At 68.3% G+C, this 19,577-nt stretch carries 15 protein-coding genes; 6 read left to right on the plus strand and 9 right to left on the minus strand.

Going from position 1 to position 19,577, the window contains the following annotated elements:
* The first annotated feature begins 47 nt into the window (after positions 1-47).
* Positions 48-1,025 (plus strand): DUF4423 domain-containing protein, encoded by a 978-nt coding sequence (locus WMF34_RS39920; protein ID WP_437991082.1) that lies wholly within the window; start codon positions 48-50, stop codon positions 1,023-1,025.
* On the opposite strand, the gene WMF34_RS39925 is transcribed toward WMF34_RS39920, so the two are convergent.
* On the minus strand, positions 938-1,753 hold the full coding sequence (locus tag WMF34_RS39925) for a four helix bundle protein (protein WP_437991083.1): 816 nt from the start codon (positions 1,751-1,753) through the stop codon (positions 938-940). The genes WMF34_RS39920 and WMF34_RS39925 overlap by 88 nt on opposite strands.
* 306 nt (positions 1,754-2,059) lie before the next feature.
* Here WMF34_RS39925 and WMF34_RS39930 point away from each other — a divergent pair, with 306 nt between their 5' ends.
* Complete coding sequence (locus WMF34_RS39930; RefSeq protein ID WP_437991084.1) at positions 2,060-2,881, plus strand: SIMPL domain-containing protein; 822 nt, start codon at positions 2,060-2,062, stop codon at positions 2,879-2,881.
* Between the two features lie 52 nt (positions 2,882-2,933).
* Here WMF34_RS39930 and WMF34_RS39935 read toward each other — a convergent pair whose 3' ends face one another.
* The 3 genes from WMF34_RS39935 to WMF34_RS39945 form a co-directional block, all read right to left on the minus strand.
* Positions 2,934-3,926 (minus strand): alpha/beta hydrolase family esterase, encoded by a 993-nt coding sequence (locus WMF34_RS39935; RefSeq protein WP_437991085.1) that lies wholly within the window; start codon positions 3,924-3,926, stop codon positions 2,934-2,936.
* A 388-nt stretch (positions 3,927-4,314) separates the two neighbouring features.
* Positions 4,315-5,091 (minus strand): hypothetical protein, encoded by a 777-nt coding sequence (locus WMF34_RS39940; protein WP_437991086.1) that lies wholly within the window; start codon positions 5,089-5,091, stop codon positions 4,315-4,317.
* A gap of 369 nt (positions 5,092-5,460) precedes the next feature.
* Entirely contained in the window at positions 5,461-6,846 is a 1,386-nt protein-coding gene (locus WMF34_RS39945) for a sigma-54-dependent transcriptional regulator (RefSeq protein ID WP_437991087.1), read from the minus strand.
* Between the two features lie 171 nt (positions 6,847-7,017).
* Between WMF34_RS39945 and WMF34_RS39950 the strand changes: the two genes are divergently transcribed.
* Positions 7,018-7,917 (plus strand): PaaI family thioesterase, encoded by a 900-nt coding sequence (locus WMF34_RS39950; RefSeq protein WP_437991088.1) that lies wholly within the window; start codon positions 7,018-7,020, stop codon positions 7,915-7,917.
* A gap of 189 nt (positions 7,918-8,106) precedes the next feature.
* Here WMF34_RS39950 and WMF34_RS39955 read toward each other — a convergent pair whose 3' ends face one another.
* The 5 genes from WMF34_RS39955 to WMF34_RS39975 all read right to left on the minus strand — a co-directional run bounded on the left by WMF34_RS39955 (position 8,107) and on the right by WMF34_RS39975 (position 14,105).
* The gene (locus WMF34_RS39955; RefSeq protein WP_437991089.1) at positions 8,107-8,985 is read right to left on the minus strand and encodes a DNA-3-methyladenine glycosylase family protein; all 879 of its coding nucleotides are present in this window, start codon (positions 8,983-8,985) and stop codon (positions 8,107-8,109) included.
* Positions 8,986-9,040: 55 nt separating this feature from the next.
* Entirely contained in the window at positions 9,041-9,565 is a 525-nt protein-coding gene (locus WMF34_RS39960; protein WP_437991090.1) for a DUF488 domain-containing protein, read from the minus strand.
* A gap of 260 nt (positions 9,566-9,825) precedes the next feature.
* A complete protein-coding gene (locus WMF34_RS39965; protein ID WP_437991091.1) occupies positions 9,826-10,164 on the minus strand; it encodes a carboxymuconolactone decarboxylase family protein in 339 nt (112 codons plus the stop codon).
* A gap of 224 nt (positions 10,165-10,388) precedes the next feature.
* Positions 10,389-11,597 carry a cytochrome P450 gene (locus WMF34_RS39970; protein WP_437991092.1) on the minus strand — a complete coding sequence of 403 codons (1,209 nt, stop codon included), beginning with the start codon at positions 11,595-11,597 and terminating at the stop codon, positions 10,389-10,391.
* A 15-nt stretch (positions 11,598-11,612) separates the two neighbouring features.
* Positions 11,613-14,105 carry a proprotein convertase P-domain-containing protein gene (locus WMF34_RS39975; RefSeq protein WP_437991093.1) on the minus strand — a complete coding sequence of 831 codons (2,493 nt, stop codon included), beginning with the start codon at positions 14,103-14,105 and terminating at the stop codon, positions 11,613-11,615.
* A 317-nt stretch (positions 14,106-14,422) separates the two neighbouring features.
* Between WMF34_RS39975 and WMF34_RS39980 the strand changes: the two genes are divergently transcribed.
* From WMF34_RS39980 to WMF34_RS39990, 3 genes are all read left to right on the plus strand, one after another.
* Entirely contained in the window at positions 14,423-14,689 is a 267-nt protein-coding gene (locus WMF34_RS39980) for a hypothetical protein (RefSeq protein ID WP_437991094.1), read from the plus strand.
* A gap of 536 nt (positions 14,690-15,225) precedes the next feature.
* Positions 15,226-18,231 carry an HD domain-containing protein gene (locus tag WMF34_RS39985; protein WP_437991095.1) on the plus strand — a complete coding sequence of 1,002 codons (3,006 nt, stop codon included), beginning with the start codon at positions 15,226-15,228 and terminating at the stop codon, positions 18,229-18,231.
* A 40-nt stretch (positions 18,232-18,271) separates the two neighbouring features.
* Entirely contained in the window at positions 18,272-18,556 is a 285-nt protein-coding gene (locus tag WMF34_RS39990; RefSeq protein WP_437991096.1) for a hypothetical protein, read from the plus strand.
* Positions 18,557-19,577 lie beyond the last annotated feature (1,021 nt).

Below are 19,577 nucleotides of genomic sequence, written 5' to 3' on the forward strand. Positions count from 1 at the left end.
CAGTTACGCATTATCTATCGCTCCGATGTGCTAGTATCGATGCATAAATGCGATACAAACCATCGCAATACGATGAAATCGCGAGGGATTTCTGCCGGGCGCTCCGCGGCCGGCGTTCGCAGCGGCAGCTGAGCGTCCGGCTCGGCTACGGAACGAACGTCGCCTTCGGCTGGGAGTCCGGGCGGCGTTTTCCCACGTTCCCCACGGTGCTGCGCGTCGCGGCGTACAACGGCGTTGACGTCCATCGTGTGCTCTCGGACTTCGTGCGCCAGGAGTCGGCCTTCGGCGCGGGCGTCGCCGTCTCCGACCCGGCCCTCACGGCCATCCTCCTTCAGGTCGTCAAGGGCGGGCTGAGCAACGCCGAGATCGGCGCTCGCATCGGGCGCAGCGCGTCCCAGGTGTCGCGCTTCATCGCGGGCACCTCCCAGCCGCGGCTGCCCGACGTGCTGGCCCTCGTCGACGCGACCACCGACCGGCTGCTCGACTTCCTCGCGCTCTTCGTCCCTCCGGGGCAGCTGCCCTCGGTGGCGCGCGACTTCGGTGTGCTCGAGGAGCGCCGGCGGATAGCGACGAAGCTCCCCTGGTCTCACGCGGTCCTGCGCGTCCTCGAGCTCGCGGGCTACGCTGCCCTCCCCTGCCATGACGACGCGTGGGTCGCCGCTCGCCTCGCGCTCCCGCGCGACGAGGTGCGCGCGTGCCTCGAGGCCCTGTCGCGGGCAGGCCTGATCCGATGGCGCGGAGGGCGGTACGCCGCCACGGCCGAGACGGTCGACATGACCCGCGGCGCGGCCGAGCCGCGACAGCGATTGAAAGCGCACTGGCTCGACGTCGCCGCGGGCCGGCAGCGCCGCGGCGATCCGGGGCTGTACTCCTACAACCTCGTCAGCGTCGCGCGCGGCGACCTCGCGCGGCTGCGGGCCTTGCACGTGCGGTATTTTCACGAGCTCCGGCAGATCGTGTCGGACTCGCGCGAGCCCGATTGCGTCGCGCTGGTCGCGATGCAGCTCTTCGAGCTGGGCGCGTGAGGCGCGAACCGGGCAGAGAAGGACGTTCTGTCAACCCGGGGCAGGCCCGCAGCCGTGCCTACGAGCGCCTCGCGGGGAGGCCGTACTTTACCCCAGCGTTGCATAAGTACACCTCCCCACAAGGAAAAGGGGCAGGCCATCACACGGCACGAACCCGTGGTCGTGGTCGTGGTCGTGGTCGTGGTCGTGGTCGTGGTCGTGCGCGTGGTCGTGCGCGTGCGCGTGCGCGTGCGCGTGCGCGACACACGTGGCCATCGGCACATCCTTGTCAGCATGGCGGCGAGGCGTGACAGAAGGCGCTTGCCTTGCTCGACGTCCTTGCTCTGGACGACGCCCATGATGCGGCTGACGTCGAGCAGGCCCGCGCACTCCATCGCCGAGCCCCTGGCGATCCCGTGGTAACGCGCCCTGTCGGCTGGGCTCGGCTTGCCGGCACCCTCGGCGATGTTGAGCGGGATCGACATCGCGGCGCGCTCGAGCTGGAGCCGGAGCTCGCGCCGTTCCTTCGGGATCTCCTCGAGCAGCTGCACGGAGAGCGCGAGGAATTCGATGGCAACGCGGTAGGCGTCAAGGTTTTCGTGGTCCAGGAGTGGACGGTCGGTGTTGGACACGCCCGTTGCATCGACGGGAAGGTCTCTCGCGCGTTGCGCGCCTTCGCGCACGTGCACGTGCACGCGCACGCGCACGCGCACGACCACGACCACGACCACGACCACGACCACGACCACGCGGGACCGGGGGTCTGTGCGGCTTACACCCCGGGTCGTACCTGCTTTCTGGTGAGTCTCACCTCGGGTGCCTTTCTTTGTTCGTCGGAGACACCTGATCTTGCAACCACTTCGACGCACGAGAAGGGCACCTTCGCTCATTCTTTTTCGGAGAGAGCGTCTATTTTATGCAACCTGGGGGTTTACCGACGCGAAGGCCCCTTGCGCCCGCCCCTCGCGGTCGAGCCGCCTCCGCCCTAGATTCGGTGCGCTGACAGCCAAGTCGACTGCCAGGGCAGACGATCCGCTCGAAGGAGGAGAATCGCGATGCGTCCTACTATGCCGACCCTCACGGGAAGCCTGATCGCAGGGCTCGCGCTCGGCGTCATGACCTGCATTTCGTCGACCGCGCTGGCCGGGCGCCCCGTCGCCGAGGCCCTCGCGGCGGATCGCCTCGCAGCCAAGGAACCCGGGGCCACGGCGAAGAATCACGAGAACCGGACCATCACGATCGGCGGCATCGGCGAGGTCTCGAGGCCTGCGGATTCGATGCGCACGAGCATCGGCGTGGAGGTGCGCGAAAAGACGCTCTGGGCCGCGCGCGACAAGGCCGCGGGCAGGTCGCAGGCAGTGCTCGCCGCCCTGCGTGGCCTCGCCATCCCCGGGCTGGAGATCCGCACGGTCGACATCTCGCTCTCGCCGATCCGAGAGTCGCACGTGGGGCATGAGGAGATCACCGAGCCCAGGATCATCGGCTATTCGGCGTCCAGCCAGCTCTCCGTCGCGCTGCGGGGCGCGTCGCCGGCCGAGCTCCAGTCCGCAGGCTCGAGGATCCTCCACGCCGCGCTCGCCTCGGGCGCCAATGACGTCGGCGGGCTCGAGTTCTTCTTGAACGACCGCACCGAGGCGCGCCGCAGCGCCATCGCCGCTGCCGTGCAGGACGCGCAGGCGAACGCCAAGGTGGTGGCCAAGGCGGCGAACGTCAGGCTCGTCGACCTGCAGTCGATCTCGGTCGTCCAGCAGGAGCGTTATGGATTTGCGCAGCAGATGAAGGGGTTCGGAAGCGCGGACGGCTTCCCCGTCGAGCCCGGCAACATCCGTGTCACCGCCGCGGTGACGGTCCGCGTGGCGTTTGCACCGAGCCCGTGAGCTCAAGGCGGCGGCCCGCAGGCCGCGCTCGCGATCGCGGCCCGGGGCGTCCTCACGGCATGCCCGTGAAGAAGTCGTACATCGCCTCGATGGCAAAACACGGCACGCCGTGGCTCGTGTTGCTGTACGCGGGATCGTCGTGGGAGCACCAGATCGTCGGCTCCGAACAGCCGATGTAGGAGACGCAGCCGGGGTTCACCGTCTTGCCGCTGCTCTGGCAGCCCATCACCTGGGAATACGGCGTCGAGCCCCTCTCGCACATGTTGGCGGAGGAGAACCTCGCGACCGTGCTCGCCCCGTCTCCCCCGCGGACAGTGTCGTTCTTGCCCTGGATGTACATCACGGGCGTGGGCACCTGGAGCGCGCCGTAATCGGAGGCCGCGACGGGCGCGACCGCCTTGAAGTTCATGTGCTCGGCATCGGACTTGTGCGTCAAGATCTGCACGATCATCTGCGCGCCGGAGCTGTGGCCGGTGGCGAACACGCGGTCCATGTCGATGCAGTAGCTGTCCATGAGGTCGTCGTAGATTCGCAGGACCTTGGCGATGTCGTTGTTGTAGTTCCAGCATCCACCCCCGTCCGACGACCTCCCCACGGCGCGCACGTACTCCGTCTCGAAGGCCGACCCTCGCGTGAGGTTGATGAACTGGTCGATCGGGTTGCCGCAGGCGTGGAAGCCCATCAAGAGGGGGAGCGGGGTGTCGCCATCGTAGCTTTCCGGGAACGTGTAGATGTGATCGCCGTCGACCTTCACCGTTCCGCTCTCGGGCCGCCCCGACTTGCCGCAGCCCGGGCTCGGGTTGCCCGCCGGCGATTCCGTGCCGCCGGTCCCCATGCCACCGCTCCCGGCCTGCGGTCCGCCCCCGGTCGACCCGCCTGTCGTGCCGCTGCTGGAGGAGCTGGCGTCATCGCTCGTTCCCCCTGTCGAGGAGGTCTCCCCGCCGCTCGCAGACGTGTGGGCCCCGCCCGCGCCGCCCGTGGCCTGACCGGCTCCGCCGCCTCCCGTGCCGGGCGAGCCTGTCTCGGACGAGCAAGCGAGGAACATCAAAGCGACGGCAGGAAAAGAGGAATAAGCACCTGATCTCGGCATCGTCTAGACCCTCTCGTGATCGCCCGATTCGCCTATCCGCGCTCGCCGCGTGCCGATCCCGCGATGATCTCGGGCGAGGAAACGCCTCACCTGGAGGCACCAGCCCGACCGTCACGGCCGACGCGCAGAAGTGACGAAAGGCCCGGTGCGCATGGCACGCCTATCCGTGGCAAAGCGGAAGAAGGATCGACGAGTCGACTGTGAGCGTTCACATGGTCGGCGTCAATCAAATTGGACCGGCGCGACGCGCACCTTGATCCCGGCGGGCGCGCGGCGGCGGCCGCCGCGGCACCCGCGTGAGCTGTCATCGGAGCTCGGCTCGCGCGAGCTCGTCGTGGCCGGCTCAGTTGGCAATGAACGCGCAGCACCCGACGACGCAGATGTAGCCGTCGGCGCAGCCGTCGCTGCAAGGATCCGCGCATGTCGGAGCCGACCCGCCTTCGCCACCGCCGGGGTCGGAGCTGCCGCCGGGGTCGGAGCCGCCGCCGCCATCGCTCTCACCCGTGCTTCCGTCGTCGGGGCAATCGTGCCCGCCGTCGTCGCTGCCGCCCGGATCGCCGGAGCCGCTGCTATCCCCGGGGTCGCCGGAGCCGCTGCCGGGGCCGCCGTCGCAATGGCCAGGGCCGATGCCACCCTCGTTGAAGTCCGCAAGCGCACCGGACAGCGCGACGGCATCCTCGGCCGCGTCGCCTCGCTTGATGCCGTACGGGAGCCGGCCATCGGCGTCCTTGTTGTCCTTCATCCACGCCTCGGCTTCCGCGAGCGCGCCGCCCAGGGCCGCGTCGCTCGCGCCGCTCCCCACGTTCAGCAGCGCGGCGATCAGCTGGTGGCCCAGGATGAGGCTGGTGTCGCCCCGCGGCGGCGTCTCGAAGAGATCCAGCAGCTCGGCCTGTGAGTACTCGACTCCTCCGATGGTGAGCTTCGAGGTCGGCCAGCTCTCCTCGTGGTTCTTCCAGTAGCCCTGGGTGAGCGTACAGCCGTCGCCCTCGGACGGGGGCGGAGTCTCGACCACGTTGCCCCTCCCCTCGCCGAAGCGATCCGGGTCGCCGTTCCCACAGGCGACGAGAGCGGAGCCAACCAGCGACAGACACCCCACGAGCACCAACCTGCCAAGCCTCATGATTCCTCCTGAAGTTGCGCATCGCGCGATGGGCGCTCCTCGCGAGGAGCGAGCGGCATCGCGCGTGTCAGGCGGCGGGCATCGCGCCGGCTCGGGGCACACAGGCGACCCCGAGCCGGCGGGATCATGTTCTCGATCCACCCGCCCCAGCTGCAGCCCATGAGGAGCCGCGCTCTCGGTTCCTTCAGTGCCGGCCTGCGCTCGGCGCGGCTCATGTTTTTGTGGGCGCTTTCCGATCCCGTGTCGTTCTCGATCGATTGAATTTTTCCTTCACCAGCACACGAGTGACCGAGAGCACCTCAGCCCATGAGATCCCGTGTCATTCTCGTTTGATCAAATTCTTCCTTCACAGCACACGAGCGACCGAGATCACTTCAGCCCGTGACGATCCATCTTGTTGAGCAGCCCCTGCCGCGACAGCCCGAGCCGCGCTGCTGCCTGGCTCCTGTTGCCCTGGGTCGCCCGGAGCGCGGCGGCGATCTCGCGCCGCTCCAGCGCCGCGATCTTCTCTTCCAGCGTCGCCCCCTCGGCCGGCTCGTCGCCTGCCGGCGCCGCGGGCGCGCCGCCTCGCCGCGCCGGCGAGAGGTCCTCCTCGAGGATCTCTCCCCTGCCCCCGGCCATCACGAGCGCGCGCTGCATCTCGTGCCGGAGCTCTCGCAGGTTGCCGGGCCAGTCGCAGGCCTCGAGCCGGCGCATCGCACCGGGCGAGATCGCGGTCGCCGGCGCGCGCGGCACGAGGGCCCGCGACAGGTTCAGGAAGTGCTGCGCGAGGAGCGGCAGATCGCCCACGCGATCCGCGAGCCGGGGCAAGGCGATCTCGATCCCGCGCACGCGCCAGTAGAGGTCGTCACGAAAGGTCCTGTCCGCCACCATCGACTCGAGCGCTCTGTGGGTGGCCGACACGACACGGACGTCCACGGTCAGCGGGCGCGCCGCGCCCACCGGCAGGATCTCGCCCGTCTCGAGCACGCGCAAGAGCTTCACTTGCAGCGCCGGCTCCATGTCGCCGATCTCGTCGAGGAACAGGGTCCCTCCGTCCGCCTCGACGAACAGGCCGGGAGCGTCCTTGATCGCGCTCGTGAAGGCGCCTTTCCGGTGGCCGAACAGCGTCGATTCCAGGAGGGTCGGCGCGAGCGCGCCGCAGTTGACCGCGATGAAGGCCTTGTCCTTCCGGCGGCTCCTTGCGTGCAAGTAGCGGGCGAACACCTCCTTGCCCGTGCCCGAGTCGCCGGTGATGAGCACCGGCACGTCGGTCGGCGCCGCGCGCTCGCACAGCGTCCTCGCCTCGAGGAAGGCCGGCGACTGGCCGAGCATCGCCGAGGCGTCGCCCTCGCGCGCGGCGAGCGAGCGCTCGAGCTCCGCCACCCGATCTTCCAGCGCGAGGCGCGCGGCCGCGCGAGCGACCACGGAGAGCAGCACGTCCGGGTCGACGGGCTTGGCCAGGAAGTCGTACGCGCCGCGCTCGACGAGGCGCAAGGCGAGCGGGGTCTCACCCGCGCCCGAGACGACGATCACCTTGGCCGCGGGCCGCTCGGCGAGGAGCCTGTCCGCAAGCGCCGCGCCCTCCTCGGCGCGGCCCGTCGGCGGGAGCATCAGGTCGAGCACGACGAGGCGCGCGCTGGTGCGGCGGAGCTCCGAGAGCGCCTTCGGGGCGGCCCCGGCCTCGGCGACGGCGTACCCCTCCAGCGCGAGCAGCTCGCGGTAGGCGTCGCGGAACCCCGGATCGTCGTCGATCAGCAGGACGGTCTCGGTCACGGGTGACCGTACCGCGTTGCCAGGGCGCGGATCCAGGGTTGCGCGGGGCGGGGGCGCGGCGCGCTCCCTGCTTCACCCGGTTTCGTCCGGTACCTCGTGCCTGGAGGACGAACGGCCGGAGGGTCCGTATGCGAGGCTGGACGACTCCGGCCGACCTCAGCAGACTACCGCATGACCGAGAACGCCAAGACGTGGTTCGAGGACGGCTCCTACCCGGCCGACCTCGGGGTGAAGATCGTGGCCGCCGACGACGCGCAATCGCGCCTCTTCCTGCCCTACGAAGAGCGGAATACCATGTTCGGGCTGGTCCACGGCGGCGCGCTCGCGTCGCTCGTGCCGATCTCCGCGCACGCCATCTCGCGTGATCCCTCTCGCGCGGTCACGAAGCCACTCCGCACCGTCTCGATGCACGTGGGCTACGTGCGCGCGGCGCGCAAGGCGGTGACGGTCGAGACGCGCGCGTTGCGCCGCGTGCGTGAGCTGGGCTTCTTCGAGACGCTCATCACGGACGTGGACGGGAATGCGGTCGCACACGCCTCGTCGACCGTGAGCGAGGCTGGGCCGGACAGCGCGCCGGCGGCATTCCCTCCCCTTACCGATCTTCCCGAGGGAGAGCGCGCCGGCGTCGCTCCCTCGGACGACGCGGAGGGCGGCGGCGCGGGAGCGATCCGCGCGGCGACGGCGGCCAGTCCATTCCTGTCGCGAAGGCAGCTGCGCCTCCTGGGCATGCGCCGCGGGGCGGTCGAGATGGCGATGGATGCAGCTGCGACGAACCTCGACGGCAACGGCGCCACCCACGAAGGGGCCGTCCTGACGCTCATCGATGCCGCAGGCGCCACCTGCCCGTGGACGGTCGTCCCGCCGTCGCCGGGGGCGTCGGGGGCGACGATCGCCCTGAGCGCGCAGGTCCTCGGGCCGTTGCCCCGAGCAGGGCTCGTCGCGCGCGCCGTCGTGCGTGCGCGCGATGCGCGGATCTGCTGGACCGACGTCGCCATCGTCGACGGCGCCTCCCGGATCACGCACGCCTTCGGAACGGTCGTGTACCGCTTCAGCGAGAAGAGCTGGTCATGATCGTTCAGCCGAGCGAGCGCCGAAGCGCCTCGAGCGGCGCCTCGGGTGCGCGGGACCGCCGCGACCCCGGGCGCCGCCGCCGCATGCGGCTCGGCGCGCCGCGCAACCTGGCGGGGCGCGCCCACCGGAACGGCATCGATTTCACGTTCACGCCGCTGACCCAGTTCGAGCGGAGCCGGCGAGCACCATTCAGCTGGCCAGGCGGGATGGCCCGGACCGGTGCGCAGCCAGCGAGCTCAGCAACAGATGGAAGTACAACATCCCGCGATAGGGACCGAGCGCCTCGACGAGCTCGCCCCCGTGCTCGCCGGCGATGGCGCCGAGGCCGCGAGCGGCCGCCACGTCTCCGCCCGGAAAGACATCGAGCCGGCGAAAGCCACGAAGCAGGATGACCGAAGCGGTCCAGGGCCCGATGCCCGGAAGCTCGCGCAGGCGCCGCTCGATTTCACCATTGGCCAGCGCTTCGAGCTCCTCCTCCCGCAGCTCGCCCGCCGCGATCATCCGCGCGCATGTCCGCAGCGCGTCCGCCTTCGCTCCGCTCAGCCCGAGGGTGCGCAGATCGTGCGGGGTCGAGCTCGCCACGACCTCGGGCGGAGGGAACGGGAACAGCCGCTGCCCCGCGAGGTCGACGGGGCTCGCGAACCGAAGCACGAGGCGTCGCACCGCCGCCATCGCCGCTGCCAGGCTGAGCTGCTGGAAGACCACCGAGTTCACGATCGCCTCCCAGAGCGAGGCAAAGCGTGGAGGCTTGACCCCGCGGAACCGCGCCGCGAGCGCGGCGAAGGCGGGCAGCCGCTCCGCTCGCGCGTAGAATGGCGCCAGATCGATGTCGGTCCCGAGCAGCCGGGTGACCAGGCCGCGCCACATCCTCGGATCGTCGACGTCCCCGAAGACCTCGACCCGGAGCTGCGTCCCGCCTGGCTCCTCGGTCACCGCCCAGACCACCGGACCGCGCGCGGTGTCGAACGCCCGCAGGTAGCGGCGATCCGCGGACCACGTGTCGACCGGGTTCTCGGGGCGCCTCTGGAGCGCGGCAACGGTGAGCGCGAGGCGGAAGGGCGCCCTCACCGGAACGGTGATCCTCGTCGTTCGGGCCGCGGTTCGGCGCGACATCGTGCCGAGCTCAATGCGAGCGCACGCGTGGGCCGGTGCGCCGCGCGGGCGACACACGCGCCTTCGTGGCGCCCAGGGCCCGCCCCCTCGACGAGGTAGGGTGTGACGCCGCGAGGGCTCGATCTCGCGCCCGGGGGGCGGCCTCTGCAGGGACGCGGGCGGCCGGTGCACGGGGGCGAGCCCTGCGCAACCGCTGCTCGATCCTTTCGCGGAGGACGACGGCCTGGTTGTGGAGCTCGTCCTTTGCTCCGTACACGAGCGTGAGCGTCCCGCGCTTCGCCTGCGCGACGAGCTCGTCCACGAGCCCCGAGGCCGGCTGGCGGCGGAGCTCCTCGCGATAGCGCGCCGCGAACTCCTCCCACCGGGCAGGGTCGTGACCGAACGAGCGGCGGAGCTCGTCACTCGGCCCGATCTCCTTCATCCAGGCGTCGATCGCGAGCGCGTCCTTGCGCACGCCTCGCGGCCACAGCCGGTCCACGAGCACACGGTACCCGTCGGCCGCTTCGGGCTGCTCGTAAGCCCTTTTGAGGAGCACCGCGCCCGCCGTCCCGGCACCGGCGCGCGCAGTCCGCGCCCTCCCCGTCGCCGTTCGTCGCCTCACGCTGGCCATGCCCCCTTCTTCCCTTCTCGTTGCAATCCCTACGAGGCAAGACGCGCTTTGACCACGACGAGCGTAAGATCTTCCAGGCCCTTGCGCTGCACGACGGTCTCCCGGCCAATCTGCCGGTGATCCGTGGACTCCGCCTTCCCGGCGCTCATGGCCCTCCTCCTTCGAACATGGGCCTGGACGCCGGCCTATCGGGTCGGCTGCTCCCCCATCGCGGCGATCGCGATGGCCGAGTGCGCGAACGCGCCGCCCGCGCGCATCTCGGCGGCGACCCAGATGGCCTCCATGATCTCCTGCTCACTCGCCCCGTGTCGAAGCGCGCCCTGGGTGTGGCCGCGGATGCAATACGGGCACTGCGTGACGTGCGCCACGGCGACGGCGATGAGCTGCTTCACCTTCGCCGGCAGCGCGCCCTCGGCAAACACGCGCTTGCTGAACTCGCGGAAGGCCTCGTCCGGCCCGGGCGCCAGATCGTGCCGTTTCTGCGAGGTCTCCTTCGATTGCAGCGGGTACACCTGGTCTCCCATCGGCTTCTCCTCATCGCTGGCCCAGGGGCTTTTTCGATGCGGCGGCCGCGCCGCACAAGCAAGGAGCCCTCTCCATTCTGCGTCCGGCGCAACGGGTGCCGGCTACGGCGTTCGGCCGACCGCCCGCCCTGGCATTCCCCGACGCACCGATCGAGGAGACGTGCGCGGTCGCCGTCGCTCGTGCCCATTCCCAGCGTGGGATGCCTGTTTCTCGCCGCCGCGGGCTACGGGGCGGAGCGCGCGCACCGGACCGGCATCGATTTCACGCCGCTCACCCAGTTCGAGCGGAGCCGCACGGCCGGCCCGGCGAGCTCGAGATCGGGGAGCCTGCGCAGGAGCTCCTCGAAGGCGACCCGCGCTTCCAGGCGCGCGAGCACGAGGCCCAGGCACACGTGCGGGCCGATGCCGAAGGAGAGGTGCTCGTTGGGCGTCCGGCCGACATCGAATTTGTGCGGATCCGTGAAGACCGCCTCATCGCGGTTGGCCGAGACGTACCACAGCACCACCTTGTCGCCGGCGGCGATCCGCTGCCCGTGGAGCTCGATGTCCCGCACCGCGGAGCGCCGGAAGTAATAGACCGGCGGCGTGAAGCGCAGCATCTCCTCGATGGCGGTCGGGAGGAGCGAGGGATCGTCGAGCAAGCGCCGGCGCTGGTCGGGGTGCTCGAGGAGCGCGAGCATCCCGTTGGAGATGAGGTTCTTCGTGGTGTCGTGGCCGGCGGTGAGCAGCAGGTTGAAGAAGCCGCCGAACTCCGTATAGGAGAGCTTCTCGCCGTCCACCTCGGCGGCCATGAGCAGGCTCAGCATGTCGTCCTTGGGCTCCTTCCGCCGCTGCTCGGCCAGCTGGTGCGCATAGGCGTTCATGTTGTGGAGCACGGCGTTCAGCTCCTCGGGCGTGACGCCATAGGCGGGATCGCTGGCCCCGAAGAACCGCGTCGTCCAGTCGAGCATCTGCTCCTGATCCTCGCGGGGGACGCCGATCACCTCGAGGATCACGGAGAGCGGCAGCTTGCCCGCGATGTCGCTGGCGAAGTCGCACCCGCCGCGCTCGCAGGCGTCGTCGATGAGCCTCGTCACGAGCTCCCGAACGTGGCTCTCGAGGCGCTGGATGACACGGGGCGTGAACCCCTTGCTGACCAGCGCCCGGAACCGGGCGTGCCGGGGAGGATCCATCATGATCATGACATCGGGGTTGTCGCGCATGTCCCCCGGCGGGAGATCCTCGATGAAGAGGCCGCGCCCCGAGCAGAACGCGGCCGGATCGCGCGAGATGCGGGCGACGTCGGCGTGCCGCGTGATCGCCCAGAACCCCCTGCCCGCCGGCTCGGGGTGCCAGTGGACGGGCGCCTCCCGGCGGAGGATCTCGAAGCGATCGTGCGGCGCGCCCGCGAGGTAGAGGTCCGGATCGAGGACATCGACGGTTTGAGGGGTCATCTGGGCAGGATCTCCTCAGGAGCTGAGGGAGCGCAACCGCTTGCGACGCATTCTGAGCAGCGCGATGAGCGGGAGCGCCGCGGGCCATGGCCAGGGGGGCTCGTCACTGCCAGCGAGGCGGCAGCCGCAGCCGCCCGTCGTGTCGCTGCTGGCGGGCGGGTTGCCGTTCGGGCCGGCGCCCGCGCCGCTGCTCGACGCGGGAGTCCCGGTCCCCGCGCCAGAAGAGCCGCTGCCCGTCGCGCCGCCTTCGCCCGTGGTGCTGCCGCCGCTCGTGCCAGCGCCGGTGACCGCCGTGGCGCCGCCGGTCCCCGCGCCGCCAGCGCCGCTGCCCGTCGCGCCGCCTTGGCCCGTGGTGCTGCCACCACTGCCCGCCGCGGCGCCGCCGACCCCTGCGCCGCCACCGCCGCTGCCCGGCGCTGCGCCGCCACCCCCTGCGCCGCTACCGCCGCTGCCGGTCGCGCCGCCTTCACCCGTGGTGCTTGCGCCGCTCGTGACGGCGCCGCTGGTCGCCGTGGCTCCGCCGGTCCCCGCGCCGCCAGCGCCGCTGCCCGTCGCGCCGCCCTCACCCGTGGTGCTTCCGCCGCCGGTACCGCCGGTACCGCCGCCTTCGCCCGTGCTGCTGCGTGGGCAGCCCAGGACCGACACGTCGTCGATCGCGAGACCGGCAAGCTGGACGCTCGCGTCGCTGTCGAGGTGGAACACCACCTCCACTCGCTTTCCGGCGTATCCGCTGATGTCGGCGTAGTGCGTGCCCCATCCCGCGCTCTCCTGGAGCACCAGGTTGGAGCTACCGACGGTCGTGGTCATCGATGCGTCAAGGAACTCCCAGAGACGCCTGGCGTTCGCACCCCCGACCTCTCGGATCTCCACCCACGCGTGATCCGAGGACGCGTTGTCGAGCTGGTACTTCATCGCCCAGCGGAGTTGAATGGGCGCCTGCACCCCGGACAGGTCGATCGGCGGGGAGACGAGGTCCTGATTCGAGCTCGCGTTGTACACGCCCGAGAGGTTCGTCTTCCAGCATTGCGTCCCGCCGTTGCACGTCGCGATCGGCGCGGCGCTCGGTGTGCCGAGCGCCCACGCGTCGGCTGTGCCTGCGTGCGTGAAGCCCTGCGCGCCGCCCTCGAAGTCCGCCGACAGCAGGGCGGCCGGGGCGTCGCCGCTCGAGCACGAGAGCGCGGGGATCGGCGCGTCGCAGATCGTGAGGCTCCACGCGGACAACACGCCGAGGTTGTTCGAGTTGTCCGTATCGTCTCCGAGCGTGAGCGTCCACCGGCCCCCGCCGTTTTCCCCGTCGAACCAGTGCAAGCGGTAGTCGAGCTCCGGCTGCACCATCATGCCGTTCAGCAGGGTGAAGTGTCCGGCCGGGAACGCCGCCTCGTCGTCGAGCGTGATATCGAGGTTCGGGTAGGTCCTGCTGCCGATATCGGTGAAGAGAGCGTTGGTGTTGCCGGCCGGCGAGACGAGGTACACGTCCACATCGGGGGGCATGGGATGGCTGAGCCGGACGCTCACGTTCAGGTCACCGATACGGGGCGCGCCCGGGACGTCGATGAACGACGTCGTGGGCGCGCCGAAGACGATGTTTCTGGGCACGTTCGCGCTGTCGTACGTGGTGCACCCCACGCTCGGCGCCGCCGGACGCACGCTCACGCTGAGCCCGTAATCACCCGCCGTCACCGAGCCGGTCACGGTCACCCTGTAGGTGCCCGCTGCTTTGACGGTCGCGAAGATGGCGTCCGAGTACGGTGTCTCGACAGGTCCGGATTGGTTGTCCACCTGGATGTCGAACCCGGACCCGAAGGGACCGATCGCGAGCGCGGCGGCGAACTGCGTGAGGTCGCGCGTCGGGTCCTGATCGAGGCTCGCGAAGAGGGTGTCGCCGGCGTTGAGGGAGAGCGAGTAGCTGTCGACGTCGCTCGCGTTGCTGTGCGTGCCAGCGATCCAGCCGGTCGCGGGGAGCGCCTGCGGCGTCGTGTCGTTCGGCTCGACCTCAGGCGTGGGCGTGCCGCTCTGCACCTTGAGGTGGAGGTCGTAGGGGCGCAGCTGGATGGTCGCGGAGGGCACGCGCACGCGCGCGTAGTACGTTCCCGCGGTCGCGAGGGGCGTGCCTGCGATGCTCGGCGAGGCGCCTCCGAACGACCCGTTGAAGACGTCGGTCTCCAGCACTGTCGTGCCGTCCTGATCGAGGATGTCGAGGTCGGCGTCCTGCGATGCGGTGGAGGACGCTGTCATCACGGCCGCGTAGACACGGCTCCCGGCGGGTGCCTGGAACGAGAAGAGATCCGCGTCGCCATCCGGGACGACGTTGGCGCGCACGACCGTGTCGCTGGAGATGGCGTTCGCCTGCGACGCCGTCCCATTCGGCTCCGCCTCCGAAGCGAGCTCCTGTCCGACGGCCAAGTGTGCCCTGCCAAGGCCGTCGCCTTCACTTGCGGCGCAGCCGGCGAGGAACAACGCCACCGCGCCCTGCGCGACGGACGAGCTGATGAAATCCCTGCTTCTCACGTCGTTTCCCTTCCGTTCAGCTGCTCCACAGCACCCAGGCTCCGCCGCGGGGCAACATCATAGCTGCCGTCTCGACGCCGTGGGTGCCGACTTCAGGAGCGGGACGTCTGAGGTACGTCGCTGTGCGCCCCGCAGGCTGTGCGGTGAAGGCGGCTCCTTCGACACATGGATAAGCTGTTGATATAGCGTCGCTTTTCCAGGGGGACCGCGAGGCCACGACCAGCCAGGTTTCAGCGGGTTTTGAGGGGGTCGAGGCCGACGTCGAGCTGGCGATGGCGGGCGCTAACCCCGCGATCTCTGGTCGGCCGGACGATTCCGTGACGCTGCCGGCAGGGGCCTCGGCGCTCGCGCAGCAGACGGCGCTGGCGCCCGCTCCCCGACTGGAAGCAGCCTCGAACACACCTCCGGCGAGGAGCCCGCGCCAGCTGCTCGTCGCGACCCTCACGCAGACGATTGCGACTGCCCATGCGGCGGGCGACCTCGCGACCGCGCAGATTGCCGCCCGCACCCTCTCGAAACTCCTCAGTGCCCCGCAGGTAGCGCCTGTCGTCGACCTCGCCAGCACCCGGCACGCGCGATTCTGATCCGATCCTGAACGCCACCGTGGCCGCCGGACGCTGTCACCGTCCACCGGGCGGGGAAGCACGACGAGAAGGCCTACCGCCGTTGGGAGGTTGCCGTCGCCGACCCGCTGGCCCACGTCGCCCGCCGGGAACGGATGCCGTCGCCTACGGGGACGTGGAGGCACAGGCTCTGCTGGAGGTGCTCTGGTTGGTCGAGCCCCGGGAGCGCCGGGGCTGATCCTTGTGGGCGAGGATGCGCAGGTGAGCGAGATCGTTCGAAGGATCGCGATGCCCATCGGGACGGCGTTCTCACGGCTCCGTCGAGACCGCCGGCGTTTTGCCGCTTAGACTCAAGCGGCGACGCCGCATGCGCTGAGTTTTATCCACGCCTCGCCGACGACCCCCACCGCGCGGCCCTCCGCCACGGATCGGCTGCGCATGATGCCGCTGCGTTCGCAGGGAAATGAGTGGCACGGGGAGGCCTGGCTACGCTCGATGGCGTGCGCGGCGTGACCGGGGTCTGGACACGCTGTCTACACCAGCGCTACCGTACGAGTATGCTCGAGCTCGAGAAGGCGCTGCACCAGCGCTGCGAGGCTGACTCACAGTACGCTACGCTAGGTGCGCAGTGGACGTTCGACAAGCAGCTCATCGGACAGGCTCTGCAGAGCGTCCCGCTGGTGTTTCCACACTACAGCTTACACAACGCATCCCACGCCGACACCATTCTCCGGCAGATAGCTCGCGTCCTCGGAACACGACGCATCGAAAGGTTGAGTCCGACGGACTTATGGCTGCTGCTCGAGTCTGCGTACTACCATGACATTGGAATGATTGTCCCCGGCGAGACGATGCGTGCGTGGTGGCTCCACGAGAAGTTCGGCACCTTCCTTGATGGTCTCAAAAATCATACGGACGATGATATCCGTTGTGCCGCTGAGCTCCTCGACAAGAATAGCGATGTGCGTCCGCAGGGTGAAACATGGCCGTTCGATGTTCAGCGAGCGCTCGTGCTCGTCATGGCGGAGTACGCGAGGCCTCGCCATCCAGGCGAGTCGCGAAAATACATCAATGCGCCCTCACTTATCGATCTGCGGTCCCCTCGCACTCAGCTCGTGCCGCGACGATTCTGGAGTCTACTCGGCCGCATCTGCGAGAATCATGGCCTTGGCTTTAGTGAGACCATGAAGCTGCCCGCGCGCGAGTCGGGTTTTGCAATGGATGAAGCACACCCTCGCTTTGTTGCGTGTATGCTGCGCCTAGGCGACCTCCTCGATCTGGATGACGGCCGCTTCTGCCCAGTGCTGGCGCGCACGTTCGGGGGGCTGCCTCCGTCATCCAAAGCGCACAAAGAGAAACACCACTCGATCGAGGAATTCCTGGTCGATGCCTCAGAGATTCGCGTAGTTGCAGAGTGCAAAATTCGCGAGGCATTCGACGTGACGGAGCAGTGGTTCACATGGCTTCGCAACGAGCTGCGCGATCAAAGCGTGCATTGGGCCGAGATAAGCCCCGAAAAGAACTTCGGCGCCGTACCGAGCGCCGGGATAATTGCAGTACGGCTCCGCGGTCATCTGACGTCCCCTGATGGCCGGAGACCGCGCTTCGAGGTCGACAAGGCGGCCATGTTGGACTTTGTGCGCGGCGCTGGTCTCTACAGTGACGAGACGGCCTGCATAGCGGAATTGCTCCAAAATGCTGTGGATGCGACATTGCTTCGAGTCTGGGCGACCAATCGCAGCAAGTGGCAGCGGCTTCATCGCCTGAAGGATGACCAGGCGCTCGAAGTGCTCCGAGGCCACCTCGAGAAATATCCCATCGACGTCCACGTCCGGAAGTCGAAGCGCGTTGGCGAGGAAAACCATTGGAGCGTTGTTATTCGCGATCGGGGCGCCGGAATCAGTAGAGATGACATACCATATCTTCAGTGCGTCGGATCCTCACGCAAGAATCCGCGTCGTATCGAGCGCATGTACGACATGCCGGAATGGATGAAGCCGGCAGGATACTTCGGGATCGGTCTACAGAGCGTGTTCTTGTTCGCGGATCGCGTCGTGCTGCGTTCGCGTGCCGATGACAGCATGGAAACGATCGAAATCAAGCTGGAGCAGCGATCCGGCAGTCATGACCCTCAGATTCTTGTGCGCGTTGTCGGCGGCAAACAAGCGCTGGCGAGCCCGGGGACACGTGTTCGCTTCGTGCTGCGCGAGCTGAAAGTACCCAAGAGATACAGTCTTAGTGACAGCGACCAGGAAACGAAGCGTGTTGCCAGAGATTTTGATGCACTTCTGGATGACGAGTTGCCGATCTTGCCTAGCAAGGTGCGGGATGCGACAAGGGAATTTGGGGTAAATTCACTCGCCCACGTCCGGCTCGATGGATGTCCTGTGGAGCAAAACGCAACTCCTGCGATGCGAAAACGTTCGAATGATCGGAATGAGGTGTTTTTCGACGCCGGAAGCGGAATAGAGCTCGGGCTGCGGGCCGGCAACGTCGGCGGATTTGATTTTTTATACCGAGGTCGTCGCACTCAAGAGCATTTGGATAGATGGTTCCTCTGTGGCGATGTGGTGCTTCATGATGGCAACGCGTCGCAGGTTCTCACTATCAATCGTGAGAAGTTTAGGGGCAAGGAGGCGCGCGCTGCTGCGGAGGTTGGACTCAATCGCGCCCTCCTGAGCGCTCTTCCACGATATTATGAGAGGATACGGAACGACCCTGGGCGCGCCGAGGAGTGTCGCTACCTGGCCCTCGCAATCGAGGTCCACGGGAGTATACGTGATGCGGGCACGATTCCTCGCGACGAATGCTGGAGGGCAATCAAGTATGAATCTTCGGAGGTCACACTGGGAGACATTGTTGACTCCGATCGGGTGCGGATTGTTGCAGATCCGGCTTGGCATGAACTTGGTCTAAAAAGCGACAGTGTCTCTATGCTCGACGATCGCAAGATCGTGACGATTGAATGCTCGAGTGTTGAAAATTGGCTATGGGAGCTCCTGCGAGGGCGAAATGTGGTACTTCAGAGCGTTCAACGCATCAATGACGGCAGGTATGCCAGGCACTGCAAGCTGGAGTGGCTCGTGCTGCGCGAGAGGCCGGAAGATATTGTTGGCGATGCTAGTGTGTTTATTGAGATAATTGTTGACGCGTTGGATCGGTATCGTGGGCGCATAAGGCGAACTGTTCCATGTCCAAGAATGTTTCGCTCGATGGCGCTCGCTGCTGGTGCCGAGCGAGGGCTCGGGTACTTCGACAATGTTTATGGTCTGCTCTCGCCGCGGGCCGTGTTCCCATTTCGTGTAGAGTCCGATGGTAAGCTGTCGCTTGAGGGCGTGGATGAGCTCATCCGGTGGACGCACGAGCATCGCCTGGAGAAGGAGACTACCGAGATTGACGTGGCCCGAGCCGTGTTGGCTCTGGTGCAAATCACGGATCGGGTCATTGGCGAAGGGCGCGGGGGTTCGGATGATTGTGTAGATTACTCCGTCGATGACTTGCGCCGGCGACTTCGGAGAAGGTACGGTGCCGATGTGCTCTCGAAGCACTCCGGCGCCCAGTAGCAGAGCATCCTGCTCGGCGCCTGGCGCTCCGCGCCGCAGCATGTACCGGCCGGACCCCACGATCGAGGCGCCCAAGGCGATCCGTGTGTGGCTCTACGGCATCTCGTGGCATCTCGTGTCACATTACCCGAAGAGCGCGCGGATTCGTCACATGGTCTTCCATCCGAGCCCGCTCGGCCTGATCAGCGAGCCCGTCGGGCCGAGTTTGGAGGCGCAGGTCGCCGCGCGCGATGTGCTGGCGACCATGGCCAAGCTGCCGCTCTGGCAGCTGGAGGCGCTCCTCTCCGTGGGCGACCCGGAGAGCGCGTCGGGCAGCGCGGGATGAGCCCGCACACCGAGCTGAGCCGGCTCCGCATCGCCCGGCAGGCGCTGGACCTTCGGGATCCAGAGGTGCACTGATGAGCAAGCCTGTGCTGACGTATCCGTTCGGCGACTAGCATCCTGACGTGGAGCGGGCTGCGGACATAGGCTTGCCCGTGGGATGCGAGAGCGACGGCAGGGCGCGGGCAACAACGGCGAGACCGGTCTGAGGGGGCCCGTATTGCCGCGCACTCTCGTTGATGCCGAAGCTCCTCTTATCGAGCATGCTTCTTGATGGCGAGGAGCCCTGCCCGGCGGAGCTGGCCATCATGGAGCGTGCTCGCTCCGCATGGGCAACGAGGGCGATGGCGTCCGGAGAGTGGCGGCGCCGTGCATTCCGGTCAGCTGCTCAAAATTCTCACCACGGACCCCTCCCAGCACATTCGCGTCGGCCGAAGGCGCCGCTGATGCCCGATCGCAGCCCCGTCCGTTCAGCCATCGAAGATTTCCAGCTATCGTTGCTCGCACGCCCGACTCACGACGGGGTAGGTCCACCCGAGGAGCGGAGCAGCGGCGCGGGGCCGGCCACAAAATAGGCGACGAGGAGACCTGATCTTGGCCGACAGTCTCCTCGTCGTGCTCCGGTTCCCGTGCCCAGGAATCGAAGCGGTCGCAGTGTCGTCCAGAGCGCCATCGACATCAAGCGCTGGCAGCAGCAAACGCCCACGGTCGTCGAAGCGCGACCTGCTCGGTGCCCAGCCTGCGGCGTCGCGAGCTGCCCCCTCGGCGGCGCCATCCGGCTCCAGGCCACGGCAAACGCGAGCGGCAGGTCTGGGGCCCATCAGGGCCGGACCAGCCGCCCGAGATGCTCACGGTGGCCGCCCGCCGCCCCCGATTCCGTTCCACCCGCTTCGCTCCGCCAGCGCGCAGGCCGCGCCGCGGTAGCGCTTGCGGCGAGCGCGGACCCGACGACCCGGGCGCTGCCGATCGAGCACCGCGCCTTCTTCGGCGCCGCGCACGCGGCGTACGTGTCCGTGTCTCCCCCT

This window comes from Sorangium sp. So ce145, from assembly GCF_051525985.1.
Lineage (GTDB): Bacteria > Myxococcota_A > Polyangia > Polyangiales > Polyangiaceae > Sorangium > Sorangium cellulosum_B.

Excerpts from the sequence above, each read along its gene's own strand:
- WMF34_RS39920 (WP_437991082.1), top strand. The coding sequence starts at position 48 with ATGCGATACAAACCATCGCAATACGATGAAATCGCGAGGGATTTCTGC.
- WMF34_RS39930 (WP_437991084.1), top strand. The coding sequence starts at position 2,060 with ATGCGTCCTACTATGCCGACCCTCACGGGAAGCCTGATCGCAGGGCTC.
- WMF34_RS39935 (WP_437991085.1), bottom strand. The coding sequence starts at position 3,926 with ATGTTCCTCGCTTGCTCGTCCGAGACAGGCTCGCCCGGCACGGGAGGC.
- WMF34_RS39940 (WP_437991086.1), bottom strand. The coding sequence starts at position 5,091 with ATGAGGCTTGGCAGGTTGGTGCTCGTGGGGTGTCTGTCGCTGGTTGGC.
- WMF34_RS39950 (WP_437991088.1), top strand. The coding sequence starts at position 7,018 with ATGACCGAGAACGCCAAGACGTGGTTCGAGGACGGCTCCTACCCGGCC.
- WMF34_RS39965 (WP_437991091.1), bottom strand. The coding sequence starts at position 10,164 with ATGGGAGACCAGGTGTACCCGCTGCAATCGAAGGAGACCTCGCAGAAA.
- WMF34_RS39970 (WP_437991092.1), bottom strand. The coding sequence starts at position 11,597 with ATGACCCCTCAAACCGTCGATGTCCTCGATCCGGACCTCTACCTCGCG.
- WMF34_RS39985 (WP_437991095.1), top strand. The coding sequence starts at position 15,226 with ATGCTCGAGCTCGAGAAGGCGCTGCACCAGCGCTGCGAGGCTGACTCA.
- WMF34_RS39990 (WP_437991096.1), top strand. The coding sequence starts at position 18,272 with ATGTACCGGCCGGACCCCACGATCGAGGCGCCCAAGGCGATCCGTGTG.